General features: G+C 60.5%; 12 protein-coding genes and 1 pseudogene. 1 reads left to right on the top strand and 12 read right to left on the bottom strand.

All coding sequences use genetic code 11. From position 1 onward, the window contains the following. A pseudogene (locus Q5Y75_RS25490) lies at positions 1-115 on the top strand (bifunctional methylenetetrahydrofolate dehydrogenase/methenyltetrahydrofolate cyclohydrolase); the annotation flags it as partial. On the opposite strand, the gene Q5Y75_RS25485 reads toward Q5Y75_RS25490, so the two are convergent. The 12 genes from Q5Y75_RS25485 to Q5Y75_RS25430 all read right to left on the bottom strand — a co-directional run bounded on the left by Q5Y75_RS25485 (position 112) and on the right by Q5Y75_RS25430 (position 12,630). Beyond that, positions 112-519 (bottom strand): PaaI family thioesterase, encoded by a 408-nt coding sequence (locus tag Q5Y75_RS25485; RefSeq protein ID WP_306202848.1) that lies wholly within the window; start codon positions 517-519, stop codon positions 112-114. The pseudogene Q5Y75_RS25490 and the gene Q5Y75_RS25485 sit on opposite strands and share 4 nt — an antisense overlap. 27 nt (positions 520-546) lie before the next feature. Further along, positions 547-1,215 carry a ligase-associated DNA damage response endonuclease PdeM gene (pdeM, locus tag Q5Y75_RS25480; protein WP_306202846.1) on the bottom strand — a complete coding sequence of 223 codons (669 nt, stop codon included), beginning with the start codon at positions 1,213-1,215 and terminating at the stop codon, positions 547-549. 40 nt (positions 1,216-1,255) lie between these two features. Next, the gene (locus tag Q5Y75_RS25475; protein WP_306202844.1) at positions 1,256-3,664 is read right to left on the bottom strand and encodes a ligase-associated DNA damage response DEXH box helicase; all 2,409 of its coding nucleotides are present in this window, start codon (positions 3,662-3,664) and stop codon (positions 1,256-1,258) included. A gap of 60 nt (positions 3,665-3,724) precedes the next feature. Beyond that, positions 3,725-5,032 carry a DUF8689 domain-containing protein gene (locus tag Q5Y75_RS25470; protein ID WP_306202842.1) on the bottom strand — a complete coding sequence of 436 codons (1,308 nt, stop codon included), beginning with the start codon at positions 5,030-5,032 and terminating at the stop codon, positions 3,725-3,727. A gap of 116 nt (positions 5,033-5,148) precedes the next feature. After that, a complete protein-coding gene (locus Q5Y75_RS25465) occupies positions 5,149-5,643 on the bottom strand; it encodes a prepilin peptidase (RefSeq protein ID WP_306202840.1) in 495 nt (164 codons plus the stop codon). Between the two features lie 3 nt (positions 5,644-5,646). Continuing rightward, positions 5,647-6,495 carry a tetratricopeptide repeat protein gene (locus Q5Y75_RS25460; RefSeq protein WP_306202839.1) on the bottom strand — a complete coding sequence of 283 codons (849 nt, stop codon included), beginning with the start codon at positions 6,493-6,495 and terminating at the stop codon, positions 5,647-5,649. 28 nt (positions 6,496-6,523) lie between these two features. Further along, positions 6,524-7,102 (bottom strand): tetratricopeptide repeat protein, encoded by a 579-nt coding sequence (locus tag Q5Y75_RS25455; protein ID WP_371933310.1) that lies wholly within the window; start codon positions 7,100-7,102, stop codon positions 6,524-6,526. A gap of 16 nt (positions 7,103-7,118) precedes the next feature. Then, positions 7,119-8,102, bottom strand: coding sequence for a type II secretion system F family protein (locus Q5Y75_RS25450; RefSeq protein WP_306202837.1), 984 nt, complete (start codon positions 8,100-8,102; stop codon positions 7,119-7,121). A 12-nt stretch (positions 8,103-8,114) separates the two neighbouring features. Continuing rightward, positions 8,115-9,083 (bottom strand): type II secretion system F family protein, encoded by a 969-nt coding sequence (locus tag Q5Y75_RS25445; protein ID WP_306202835.1) that lies wholly within the window; start codon positions 9,081-9,083, stop codon positions 8,115-8,117. A gap of 11 nt (positions 9,084-9,094) precedes the next feature. Then, positions 9,095-10,540, bottom strand: a complete 1,446-nt coding sequence (locus Q5Y75_RS25440; protein ID WP_306202833.1) for a TadA family conjugal transfer-associated ATPase — start codon at positions 10,538-10,540, stop codon at positions 9,095-9,097. Between the two features lie 23 nt (positions 10,541-10,563). Beyond that, positions 10,564-11,805: a CpaE/TadZ family protein gene (locus tag Q5Y75_RS25435; protein WP_306202830.1), complete on the bottom strand. Its 1,242-nt coding sequence runs from the start codon at positions 11,803-11,805 to the stop codon at positions 10,564-10,566. A gap of 204 nt (positions 11,806-12,009) precedes the next feature. Beyond that, positions 12,010-12,630 carry an OmpA family protein gene (locus Q5Y75_RS25430; RefSeq protein ID WP_306202828.1) on the bottom strand — a complete coding sequence of 207 codons (621 nt, stop codon included), beginning with the start codon at positions 12,628-12,630 and terminating at the stop codon, positions 12,010-12,012. Positions 12,631-12,641 lie beyond the last annotated feature (11 nt).

Genomic DNA, 12,641 nt, shown 5'->3' with positions numbered 1-12,641 from the left:
CACCCCCGTCCCCGGCGGCGTCGGCCCCATGACGATCGCCTGCCTGCTGGCAAACACCCTAACCGCCGCCTGCCGCGCCAACGACCTGCCAGAACCCGAGGGGCTGACCGCCTAACGCCCAACCGGAACCATCGTCCCCTGCAAAAGGGCTACATGGGTTTCCTGCTCGCCCGCGACGGCATAGACATCTGCGGTGACAATGGTCAGCCTGCGGCCGGGCTTCACCACCCGGCCAACCGCACGCAGCCGCTGACCGCGGGCCGGGGCGAGCAGGTTGATTTTCATCTCTGCGGTCATCACGTCCTGTGGCTCGGGTATCCGGGTCAGCGCGGCGTAGCCCGCCGCCGAATCTCCCAGCGCGAAACTCAGCGCTGCATGGGCGGCGCCTTGCTGTTGCAGGGCGGTGTCCAGAATCGGGGCACTCAGAACCACGCGGCCTTCAGAGATTTCATCGATTCGGGCCCCAAACGTCGCCATCATGGATTGTCGTGCAAAACTGTCCCTGATCCGCTGGTCCATTATTCTGCCTTTCTGATTATTGTCAGTTCAGCTGTCGCGCGGCATCGGCACGGCGCGCGGCGGGCTGCCCGTCAGGATCGCCAGCGCATCGGGGCGCATCAGGTCGCACAGGACCGGGTCGTCGCAGTGCAACCCCCCGGTATAGGTGCCATAGGCGGGCAGCAGCAGCCGGTCGCGATCCACCAGAAACGCCGCACGGGTGATGCTGCGCCCACGGGTGCGGATGCGCGCCTTGGGGTGAAAATGTCCCGAAATCTCGCCCACGGCACCCGCAGCGGCGATATGGCGGAACGTGACCGTGTCGATGCGGAGCTCGTGCCGATGCTGGCCGCCGATCTCGACCGGGCCGGGATCGTGATTGCCTTCGATCCAGGTCCAGTCGCGCCCGGCCTGCAGCGAGGCGATCCATTGCCGGTCGCCCTCGCCAAGCGCGCGTGCCGCATCCAGATCGTCGAAACTGTCGCCCAGGCAGATCACGATCCGCGCGCCGGTCTGGTCCAGATCATCGGCCAGACGGTTGAGCGTGTCGCGCGTCTCATAAGGGGGCAGGGCGGGCGCACCGCGCCGGGCAATCCGTTCGGATTTGCCCAGATGCAGGTCCGAGACGCAGAGCAGCCGCCAGTCCGGCCACCAAAGCGCACCCGATCCCAGGGCCACCAATTGCTTGCCTGCAAATTCGAATTCAAAACCGTTCATGCCCGTTTCTTCCCTTGGGTTTCGATTATGTGCAAGCCCTTCACGACGTCAGCCCTGCCTTTGACAGCAGGCGTTCGCTTTCCTCGGCCAGTAGCCGCTCTTCGGCCGATCCTTTGACCGGCACCTTGCCGACTTCCAGCAGCAGCGGCGCGGCCAGCGGCGTAATCCGGCCCAGCCGCACAAGGTCGATCCGGTCGCCGACCCGCGCGATCATCTCTTCGATTCGCCCGAAATCCACGAGCCCGCGCATCGCCTCATCCCGCGTGATCTGCATCAGCACGTGATCGGGGTCATATTTCAGCAGCGTGTCATAGAGGATGTCGGAGGAAAACGTCGCTTGCCGCCCGCTCTTGCGCTGCCCGCCCATGTTGCGCTCGATGAGCCCGGCGATTGTGGCCGAGGCCCGAAACGTCCGCTTCATCACCGCGTTGCCCGCCAGCCAGCTGTCCAGTCCGTCGCGCAGCGCCTCGATGCGAAACAGGGGCGCTGCATCGGTCAGCGCATCGAGGCCCCAGATCAGTGTCGCGTAATCGGTCGAGACAAAGCCCAGCGGGTGCAGGCCGACCTCCTCCATCCGTTTTGTCAGCAAAAGGCCCAGCGTCTGCATCGCGTTGCGCCCGGCAAAGCCGTAGACGCAGACATGTTCGCGCCCGTCATGGGGGAAGCTTTCAACCAGCAACCGGCCCCGCTGCGGCAGTTGCGACACGTCGCGTTGCAGGCTGAGCCAGTCGGCGGTGTGGCGGGGCAGTTGCGGCCAGCTTTCTTGCGCGAACATGTCGAGGATGCGGGCGCTGAGCTGGGTGGAGGTGGCGAATTTCGTACCCATAAACGTGGCGATCTTGGGCTTCTTGTCAGCGCGGCGGGTGACTTCGACGGTCATCTCGCGCAGGCCTTCATAGCGCACGATTTGGCCGCCGATCAGGAAGGTGTCACCGGGGGTGAGCGAGGCGGCAAAGCCTTCTTCGATCTCGCCCAGGGGTTTGCCGCCCCGGCTCCGTTTCAGCCGTACCTTTAGCGTATCTGTGTCCTGAATGGTGCCGATATTCATCCGGATGCGCGCCGCCGCGCGTGGGTCGCGCAACTGCCAGTGCCCGTCGGGTCGCTGTAGCAGGCGCTGCCAGCGGTCATAGGCGTGCAAGGCATAGCCGCCCGTGGCACAGAAATCGAGGCAATCGTCGAACTCCACCCGCGTCAGATCGGTGAAAGGCCCGGCGGAGGTCATCTGTATATAGAGCGCGTCCGCTTCAAACGGACCAGCGGCAGCGGCGATCAGGATATGCTGACACAGCACATCGCGGGGGCCGCGCCCGCGCGGATCGCCATCCAGATCATGCGCCTTGACCGCTTCCAGCGCGGCGACGCATTCCACCACCTCGAACCGGTTGGCGGGGACCAGCAGGGCCTTGGAGGGCGCGTTATAGCGGTGATTGGCACGCCCGATCCGCTGCACCAGCCGCTTGACGTTCTTGGGCGCGCCAATCTGGATCACAAGATCGACATCGCCCCAGTCGATGCCCAGATCGAGCGAGCCGGTGCACACGATGGCGCGCAGATCGCCGCGCACCATCGCCGCCTCGACCCGTTCGCGCTGCTGGCGATCGAGTGAGCCGTGATGGATACCGATCGGCAGGCCTTCCTCATTGGCAAGCCACAGGTTGTGAAAGAAAATTTCGGCCTGCGCGCGGGTGTTGTGAAAGATCAGCGTGGTCTTGTGCTGGCGTATCTGTTCCAGCACCGCCGGTATCGCATAGGCCGCACCGCCACCAGACCAGGGCGGCATTTCCTCGGTCTGCAGCATGGCGATATCGGGGTCGGGGCCGGGGTCGGCCAGCAGGATATCGCAGGGATCGGGATGGCGCGCCAGCAGGCGGGCAATGGCGTCGGGGTCCTCGACCGTGGCCGAGAGACCGACCCGGCGCAAACCAGGGCAGAGCACTTGCAGATGCGCCAGCGCCAACATCAGTTGATCGCCCCGTTTGCTTTCGGCGAGCGCGTGGATTTCATCCACCACCACCCGCTGCAACCCGGCAAACATGCGCGGCGCGTCCTCGTAGGAGGTCAGCAGCGCCAGGCTTTCCGGCGTGGTCAGCAGGATGTGCGGCGGGTCGGCGCGCTGGCGCTTTTTCCGCGTGGCTGAGGTATCGCCAGTGCGATCCTCGATCCGGATCGGCAACCCGATCTCGTCCACCGGCGTGCGCAGATTGCGCTTGATATCGGCGGCCAGCGCCTTGAGCGGAGAGACATAAAGCGTGTGCAGACCGTCGTGATCGCCATTGGCCAGTTCCGCCAGCGTTGGCAGAAACCCGGCCATCGTCTTACCGCCGCCCGTGGGTGCAATCAGCAGCGTCGCCGGGTTCTGGGCCCGGTCGAACATGTCCTGCTGATGCGGATGGATCGACCAGCCCTTGGCTGCGAACCAGTTCAGAATTGCGGGGGGAATCTGCGCCATTGCAGCCAGCTTAGCGCAGCAGTTTCACCTTTGGAACGGGCGCGCGAGGCCTGTGCGGGCCTAGTGAACGATCTGTTCTTCCTTCACGAACATGTTCGCCCAGGCGCGCTCGATCAACTCTGGGCTCATCTGGTAGGGGATGCCCTCGAACTCGCAGATGGCGATCATCTGGTCGATCAGGAAGACTGGCTGATAATTGGCATAGATGTTGTCGATGGTCGGGTATTTCACCTTGAGCAGATGCACCAGCGCGCGCTCATCCAGCGGCATGCCCTTCTTGCGGGCAACCAGCGCAAAGATCTTCAGGAAGTTTTCCTGATCCGGCCCGTCGATCTTGATCTTGAAGAATATCCGCCGCAGCGCCGCCTTGTCGAAAATCTCGTTGGGGTGGAAGTTGGTCGAAAAGATCACCAGCGTGTCAAAGGGCACCTCGAACTTTTCACCCGATTGCAGGGCGAGGATATCCTTGCTTTCCTCCAGCGGAACGATCCAGCGGTTGATCAGGGCCTGCGGCGGTTCGGCCTGACGGCCAAGGTCGTCGACGATGAAGATGCCGCCGGTGGATTTCAGCTGCAGCGGAGCCTGATAGGTGCGCGCGGTCGGGTTGTAGACCAGATCGAGCATCGAGAGCGACAACTCGCCCCCGGTGACCACGGTGGGGCGTTCACACATCACATAGCGGCTGTCGAAGCGTTTGCGGCGGCGCAGCTGGGTCGGGTCGTCAGCCTCCTGCTCAATGGCGTTATGTACGATCGGGTCGTAGACAGTGATGACCTGACCGGAATATTCGATGGCGCGCGGCACATAGACCTTGTCGCCCAAAGCATCGCGGATGCCGTTCGAGATTGAGGATTTGCCGTTGCCCGGCGGGCCATACATCAGGATCGACCGCCCGGCGCTGACAGCCGGGCCAAGGTGATCCAGCAAGCTGTCGGGCAAAACCAGATGGCCCATGGCGTTGGTCAATTGTTCGCGCGTGACTTGAATGTTGCGGATCGACTGGCGCTTGACCTGTTCGCTATAGACCTCCAGCGGCACCGGCATCGCGCCGAAATATTCCGACTGGCTAAGCGCGTCAAGCGTGCGAGCGCGGCCTGCATCGGTCAGTTGATAGCCCATTTCATTGCCATTATTGGCGTTGAGCGTGCCTGTTGCCTCCAGCAGCTTTTGTTCGCGGGCCATATCGACCAGCTCCTGCGTCACCGATCCCGGCAGACAGATCGCTTCGGCGATCTCGCTAACCATCTCGAGATTCTTGCGAAACATCGTTTTCAGCAAAATGTCCCGCATCATCACGATGGGAAGGCGCATCTCGGCCAGCCCGTTGGGGGCAGGGGGCGCCATGACATTGGGGGTCTGCATGTTCATCGGTAAAATCCGTCTTGGGCTGGCTCATCAAAACGCTGCGGTGCACCCGCATGGCGCGAAACTGCCCGCCTATTGTGGCAGCAGAAGGGCAAAGCCGGGGCAGGGGCGGGGATTGTTCAACTTCCGTAAACAGCACCAAGGATGAGATAGAGCGCCAGCGTAAAGCCCAGGCTCAGCCCCATCGGGAATTTGCGGCCCACATCCCAGCTTTTCCAATCCGGTACTATCCGGCGCAGGGCTGTGTGTTTGGCCAGCCGATGCGTGACCACCGCCGCCAGAAGGCTGGCGCAGAGGATCATGAACACAAGGCTCAGGTCGCCCAACGCAACGTAGGGCGCGGCGGCTGCCATGAACTTGGCATCGCCCGCGCCCATCGCCCCGGCGGCGTTCAGGATGATGCCCACGAACAGCACAATAACCAGCTGCGCCAATTGCCAGCCATAGGCGGGAAAGCTCATCAGGAACGGTCCCATCACCACGAAGATCAGCGCCAGAGCGACAACCGCCTGATTGGTGATCCGCATTTCACGCAGATCGGTGAAGGCGACATAGAAACAGAGCGGCAGCACCAGCGGCAGGAACCACAGCGCGACCAGGGACGGGATCGCCATGGCTCAGGCGCTTTCCAATGCGCGCAGCGAGTTGATCGCCTCTTCGAAATGCTGGGGATGGGTCTTGACGGCGTCACGCAGCAGGGTCTTGCCTTTGGTGACATCGCCCTGCTTGATCGCGGTCAGCGCCATCGTATGCAGCAATTGCGCCCGTTCCACCTGGTTCATTGGTACCACCGGCAGCGTGTAGTTGCCCTGCGCGCCGCGTGCCAGAACCAGATTATTCTTTGCGGTGAACAATGTGCGGTCCTGCCGGATCGCCTCGCCAAACAGTTTTTCGGCCTCGGCATATTGGCCGCGTGTCAGCTTGGAATAGCCCCAGTTATTGGTCACTGCGGCGGGTTTGGTCGTCAGACCAACGGCCGTTTCATAGAAGCTGTCGGCGCGTTTCCATTCCTTGTTGGAATCCGCAATCATCGCCTCAAGCCGGTAACGCTTGAAGGTCTCATGGGTCGGGGGCACCTTGTCCAGCGTTTCCTCGGCCTTTTTCCAGTCGCCATTGCGGATATAGGCATCGGCCAGATCGACCGAATCCGCATCGGTGGCGTCTTTCATCCCAACTACCTTGGTCCAGGCCGAGACCGCCTCGGTGTTGCGCTTGGCCCGGACCAGCGACATGGCAAGCCCGCGTTGCAGGTCGATCCGGTCGGGGGCGGTCTTGGTGGCGCGCTGGAAGTACGCGACCGCTTCGTTCGGGTCACCGACCGTCAGCATCACGTCATTGATGCCGGTTTCATCGATGACGTTGACATCCTGCAGCGCCCGTTCGACGGCCTGATCTTTCTTGCTCACACACGCGGAAAGCCCCAGCCCGCCTGCAACAAGTGCCGGGATCAAAATAAGGTGGCGCATTTTTGCGTCCTTTTGCTGCTCTGTCCTTTTATGGTGTCTTGCGGATCAGGAACTGCCCTTCGCCCCGCTGCACCAGCTTATATTCTTGGTTTGCCTCAGGAGCATTAATAGCAGGATTTTCAGATTTTGCGAGTGCTATCCGAAGATTATCCCGGATTGAGTCACTTTCGCCATTGTCCAAAGCGTAGGCTTTCTTGAACACTTGGGTGGCTTCGGGGGTTTCACCTTTCTCCATCAGAAGCACACCAAGATTGTTCCAGGCTTCCGGCCAGTCCGGAGCATCCTCGACCGCGCGGCGCAACATGATCTCGGACTGTCCCAGGCGCCCCAGCTCAAGATTTGCGGTGCCAAGACCGGTGAGGATTTCGGGCGTCATGCCCTGTTCCAGCGCGGCCCGGGTGAAGGCATCCATCGCCAACTCATATTCGCCCGCCGCCATCAGGCGATGTCCCACCTCGACACCGTCCACCGCCTGCGCCTTGTGGTCGATTCCGGGGGCGAAGGGATCATCGGGCAGAGTGATCTCATCCGAGGCCGAACACGAAACCACCGCCGCAAGAGCGACGGTGGCGATCAGGTGTTTTTGACTTGGTGCGTGCCTGTTCACACCTTCCACTTTCGTTTTAGCCGGCGCTCATATTGCCCAAATCCATGATGCCCTTTGCCGAAGGTCCGACAAGAATGACCAGCAGGGGCGGAACCGTCAGCCCCATTGTGGCGAGGGTCATTTTGGTTGGCAACTTGTTTGCGGCCTCTTCGGCGCGCATCACGCGTTTGTCACGCATTTCGCCCGCATAGACCCGGAGCGCTTCGGCAATCGAGGTACCGAAACTGGCAGACTGGATCATCACGGTCACAAAGGATGAAACGTCGGTGACATCGCAGCGCGTCGCGAAGTCACGCAGAACCTTGTCTTTCTCTTTACCGGCTTTCATTTCATAAGCGACGATCTCGAATTCATCCGCCAGATAGGGGTAGGAGGCGCGCAATTCGCCCGAGACCCGAACGATGGCCTGATCCAGAGACTGACCGGCCTCGACACAGACCAGCATCATGTCGAGCGAATCCGGGAAGCCGGCAGTGATCGCCTGTTTGCGCTCTTCGACGCGGCGGGTGATCCAGTATTTCGGCAGGTAGTACCCTGCCAAGCCCGGCCCAAACACATACATCAGCTTGGTGGTGCCACCGAGGTCCTGATCTCCGATGATAATCGTCACATAGACCACGCCAAGCATCAGGCCGGCCAGGCCCAGGACAAATTGGGCGAAGTGAAAAACGCGGATTGCATCCTTGGATCGGTAGCCAGCCTGCCGCATCTTGAGCTGCATTGCCGTGTATTCCTCGGCGTCCTGCGGCTCGAGGAAAGTCGCAAACCGGTCAAGCTGCTCGTTCCGACTGCCCTGACGCAGCTGCTCTTTCTTGGACTTTGTCTTGGGTTTGGGATTCACGTCCCGTTTCAGCTTCTTGAGCGGATCTTCGGGCTGATTGAGGATGAAGGGAAGCGTCACCAGGATCATGAAAAGGCCGACGACGCCCACCACGATCAAGGGGCCAAACTCGCCCAGATGTTCGGTCAGGAGATCATTGATATTCTGCAGGAATTCCATGGGTGCTCCGGTTCAGACTTTGATATTCGTCAGGATGCGCATGACGATGAGGTTGGCTGTCAGCAGGATTCCGACAAAGAAACAGGCCGGTATGAACCAAGGGTGATCCATGACCCCATCATAGTAGCCGGGATCGTTGACCAGGATCACCATCAGGCAGACCAGCGGGAAGGCGGACAGAAACTTGCCCGACCACTGCGCTTCGGCAGTGATCGCCTTGACCCGGCGAAACAACCGGAACCGCGCGCGGATCACCTTGGCCAGCCCGTCGAGAACCTCAGCCAAGTTACCGCCCGACTGCTGCTGGATCGAGACCGCGACCGACAGGAACCGCAAGTCCTGAAGGTCCAGGCGTTCCGCCATTTCCTTGAGCGCATCGCTGACGTCGCGGCCATAAGAGGCCTCGTCCGAGATGACCCCGAATTCCGTTGCGATCGGGTCGCTGGCCTCTTTCGCAACGATCTGGATCGAAGCCACGAACGGATGGCCGACGCGTAGTGATCGGACCATCAATTCGACCGCATCGGGCAATTGCTCTTCGATCAGCGCCATGCGTTTCTTGGCTTTGCGGTTCACCCAGAAGTAAACGGCACCGACCCCGATCAGCGCCGACGCGGCGATGCGCAGGGGCGGTTCGGTTTGGGTGCCAATGCTCAGGCCGACAAAGGCGACCACCCCCACACCGATCATGATCATGATCAACTGGCGCGGGGTGAAGGCGATCGCCGCTTTCTGCGCTTTGTCCGCCAGCAGCGAATAAAGCGGGATCGACTGACTGCGCATATGCTGCTGCATTTCCTTGCGCAGCTGTTCGAGAACCTCTTCGCGCCCGGCGCCTTTGTCCAGCATATCCAGACGGCGGTTCACCCGGTTGTTCAGGCTGATCGACTTGCCAAAAAACAGCAGGTAGATTCCCTCGACCAGGAACAGAACACCGATGAAGATCCCGATGTAGATGATTGGCTCTGCACTGATAGTCATGGCCTGGTCCCCTACATACTGACCGGTTCGTAGATCGATGCGGGCAGGTCATACCCCCACATACGGAACCGTTCCGAAAAGTGGCTGCGCACGCCGGTTGCGGTGAAATGGCCGATGATCTTGTTGTCCGGTGTCAGGCCGACGCGCTGGTAGCGAAAGATTTCCTGCATGGAAATCACATCCCCTTCCATCCCGGTAATCTCGGTGATCGAGGTCATCCGGCGCGAGCCATCCTGCAGGCGGCTTGCCTGCACGATCAGGTTCACAGCCGAAGAAATCTGGCTGCGCACCGCCTTAATCGGCATCTCGATCCCCGCCATGGCGATCATGTTCTCAAGACGGCTGATACCGTCTCGGGCAGAGTTGGCGTGGATCGTGGTCATCGATCCGTCATGGCCGGTGTTCATGGCCTGCAGCATGTCGATCACTTCCTCGCCGCGCGTCTCGCCGACGATGATGCGGTCGGGACGCATCCGCAAAGCGTTCTTGAGGCAGTCGCGCGGGCTGACCTCGCCCTTGCCTTCGACGTTGGGCGGGCGGCTTTCCATCCGACCCACATGGGTCTGCTGAAGCTGCAGTTCCGCGGTATCCTCGATCGTCAGGATGCGCTCGGCATTATCGATGAAGCTGGAGAGCGCGTTCAGCGTGGTCGTCTTACCCGACCCGGTACCACCCGACACGATGATATTCAGGCGCGTGGCCACGGCGGCTTGCAGATATGCCGCCATTTCTTCGGTGAAAGCCCCGAAATTTACCAGATCGTCGATGCCCAGCTTGTCTTTCTTGAACTTCCGGATCGACACCAGTGAGCCATCGACCGCGATCGGCGGCACCATCGCGTTGAAGCGTGAGCCATCGGCGAGGCGGGCGTCAACATAGGGGTTCGACTCATCGACGCGGCGACCCACGGCCGACACGATCTTGTCGATGATCCGCAGCAGGTGGCGTTCATCCTTGAACCGGATATCGCTGAGTTCCAGCTTGCCGTCCCGTTCCACGAAGATTTGGTGCGGACCATTGACCAGGATATCGTTTACCGTGTCATCTTGCAGCAGCGCCTCAAGCGGGCCAAGCCCGGTTACTTCGTCATAGAGGTCCTTGTTCAGCGTCTGGCGATCGTCACGGTTGAGAACGATGCTTTTCTGTTCCAGAATCTCCGACGAGATCGAACTGATCTCGTTGCGAAGCTCTGCTTCGGAGGCATGTTCGAGCGCCGCGAGATTGAGGTTCTCGAGCAATTCGCGGTGCAGCTCGATCTTGATCTCGCCCAGACGATCCTTGCGCTTGCGCTCACGGTCCTGCGGTGCTGCTTCGGCCTTTTTGGCTGGCATCGGCCTGCGCAGCAGCTCTTTTTTGGTCGGGGCAGGGGCGATTTCGATGGATGGCTTGGCGGCTGCGCTTGGCTGCACGGCTTTGACCGGCGCGGCGGCGTTCTGCTTTTTGTACCTTGAGAACATCTTGGACCCCCTCGTGAATCGCGTTAAGCGGCTTCCGCTTCGCCGGTGCCGAGTTCGTGGATTGATTGCGCCAGTTTGGCGATTTCCCGGCGCAGCGGGTTTTTGGACGCGGATGTGGCCAAGGGCTGGCCGTGATCACCGCCCTGGGTTACCGCTTTGCCGCCATCGGGCAGTTGCAGTTCAATCGAAATGCCCAGCGACTCCGCCATTCTCTTGACGCGGCTCTTTCCGCTCAGATCGGTGAATTTTGGTGCTTTGTTCAGGGCAAAGCGCAGCTTGTTGAACGGCAGATCTTCCGATTGCAGTGCCCGTTTCATGCGCAGGGCATTCTGGGCAGACCGCATATCCAGTTCGATCATCGCGAAATAGACATGTGCGGCTTGCAAAACCGTCTCTGACCATTGTACCAGCGTTTTGGGCATGTCGATGACGACAAAGTCGAAATGGGCGCGCGCCAGTTCGATCACCCGGTCGATATCCTGCGGTGTCACAAGGTCAAGCGGCACCATGTCGGAGGGAGCCGTCAGAACCTGGAGCCTGTCCTCATAGCTGACCAGCGCCTGACCAAACACCTCATCATCCATGTTCTCGGTGTCGGTCAGCATCTCGAACACGGCCTCGCGGCGTGGCAGATCAAGATATGTCGAGACCGAACCATGTTGCAGGTCGAAATCCAGCAGGCAGACTGATGGGGACTCGTCGCGCGCAACATTGGCCAGTTCCCATGCCAGATTCACAGCCATCGTGGTTGAGCCAACGCCGCCTGCAAGCCCGTGAACGACAATCACGGCCCCTTCTTTCGAAGTGCCTGTGTTCAGCGGCGCGCTGTTGGTCTGGCCCTGCGCGACTTGTGGATCCTCTTTGCTGCGCAGCCGGTTGATGGCCAGTTGCAGCTCTTGTTCGGGAAGCGGGTAGGGTACAAATTCATCCCCGCCCTTGCGCAGAAGCTGGTGAAGCGAGGCGGGTGTGACATCTTCGGCGATCAGGATGACGCCGATATCGCGCGCTTTGGCCTGCGTGATGATTTCACCCATCAGGACCAGATTATCCTCGTCATCGCCATCCAGCGCCAGTGCAATGAATTCCAGTGTTTCCGCTTCGGGCTGTCCGAAAAAGGCCAGCGCCTCGGCGAATCCCAGGTCTCCCCAGCTTTCGCCCATCGCCGCTTCCATGTCTTCGATCAGCAGGTCGAAATTCTGGACGTCCCGACTGACCGTGCAGGCCAGGATCGGAGCGGTCTCAGATTGCGGTATTCCACTGCTCATTACCTTCATCCTCATTCAAATACGATGGGAAAGTCGATCAGCATTGCGCTGTACCCGGCTTGCGTCACCCACCCACGACCCTGAAAAAGGCCGCAAATCACCTATTGGAGGCAGTGTCGTTGCGAAGTTGGGCGAGATTTAGGCCGAAAAGAACCAATTGTAGGGAATTGGGCGACGATCCCGCCCAATTCGTCGCTATTGTACTCAGTTTTCGAAGGCCGATGAGTCGTCAATGTCAAAGCCGGTGGCCGGTTCCGCGCTCTTGATATATTCGCGATAGATCACCTCGGCATATTTGCCGTCCAGGGTCTGGTTGCGTTTGATAAAGCCGGTCACCTCGGTGACGGTACGCCGGTTGCGGCGGTCCCGGTCTGGGGTGTTGATCAGTGGTTGGCGTTCGCCAAACGATGCCACGGCTTCAAGGCGGTTGCGGCTAACGCCTTGTCTGGTCAGGTAATTTACCACAGCCTGGGCGCGACGCAGACCGAGGCGCTGGTTATAGCTGGGCGAGCCGACCTTGTCGGTATGGCCGAACACTTTGAACCGCACTTCGGGGAATTGTTTGATCCAATCGGCCTGCTGTCGCAGAATCTGCTGTGCGGTGGGGTCGAGTTGTGAACTGTTGAAGGCGAAGTTTACCTGATCGGGTACTTCGCGGGCAAAGCGCTCTCCCAGAACCTGGACGTAGCTTTTTGCACCGGTCTGGATCTGGGCATTGTTCAGAGTGGCGTTTCCGAATGTGCCCGAATCGACCTCATAGCCTGCGTCATAGGCGCAACCGCCAACGGCCACAGAGAGACCAAGGATCGAGATCATCTTATGCATTGGTTTCATCC

The sequence above is a fragment of the Ruegeria discodermiae genome (assembly GCF_030758345.1).
Lineage (GTDB): Bacteria > Pseudomonadota > Alphaproteobacteria > Rhodobacterales > Rhodobacteraceae > Ruegeria_C.
The sequence above is the reverse complement of the archived record's forward strand: the minus strand, read 5'-3'. Positions and strand labels throughout refer to the sequence as shown.

What these genes read in the sequence shown, in the direction of transcription:
- Q5Y75_RS25485 (WP_306202848.1), bottom strand. Translation starts at nt 519, where the DNA reads ATGGACCAGCGGATCAGGGACAGTTTTGCACGACAATCCATGATGGCG.
- pdeM (WP_306202846.1), bottom strand. Translation starts at nt 1,215, where the DNA reads ATGAACGGTTTTGAATTCGAATTTGCAGGCAAGCAATTGGTGGCCCTG.
- Q5Y75_RS25475 (WP_306202844.1), bottom strand. Translation starts at nt 3,664, where the DNA reads ATGGCGCAGATTCCCCCCGCAATTCTGAACTGGTTCGCAGCCAAGGGC.
- Q5Y75_RS25470 (WP_306202842.1), bottom strand. Translation starts at nt 5,032, where the DNA reads ATGAACATGCAGACCCCCAATGTCATGGCGCCCCCTGCCCCCAACGGG.
- Q5Y75_RS25465 (WP_306202840.1), bottom strand. Translation starts at nt 5,643, where the DNA reads ATGGCGATCCCGTCCCTGGTCGCGCTGTGGTTCCTGCCGCTGGTGCTG.
- Q5Y75_RS25460 (WP_306202839.1), bottom strand. Translation starts at nt 6,495, where the DNA reads ATGCGCCACCTTATTTTGATCCCGGCACTTGTTGCAGGCGGGCTGGGG.
- Q5Y75_RS25450 (WP_306202837.1), bottom strand. Translation starts at nt 8,102, where the DNA reads ATGGAATTCCTGCAGAATATCAATGATCTCCTGACCGAACATCTGGGC.
- Q5Y75_RS25445 (WP_306202835.1), bottom strand. Translation starts at nt 9,083, where the DNA reads ATGACTATCAGTGCAGAGCCAATCATCTACATCGGGATCTTCATCGGT.
- Q5Y75_RS25440 (WP_306202833.1), bottom strand. Translation starts at nt 10,540, where the DNA reads ATGTTCTCAAGGTACAAAAAGCAGAACGCCGCCGCGCCGGTCAAAGCC.
- Q5Y75_RS25435 (WP_306202830.1), bottom strand. Translation starts at nt 11,805, where the DNA reads ATGAGCAGTGGAATACCGCAATCTGAGACCGCTCCGATCCTGGCCTGC.
- Q5Y75_RS25430 (WP_306202828.1), bottom strand. Translation starts at nt 12,630, where the DNA reads ATGCATAAGATGATCTCGATCCTTGGTCTCTCTGTGGCCGTTGGCGGT.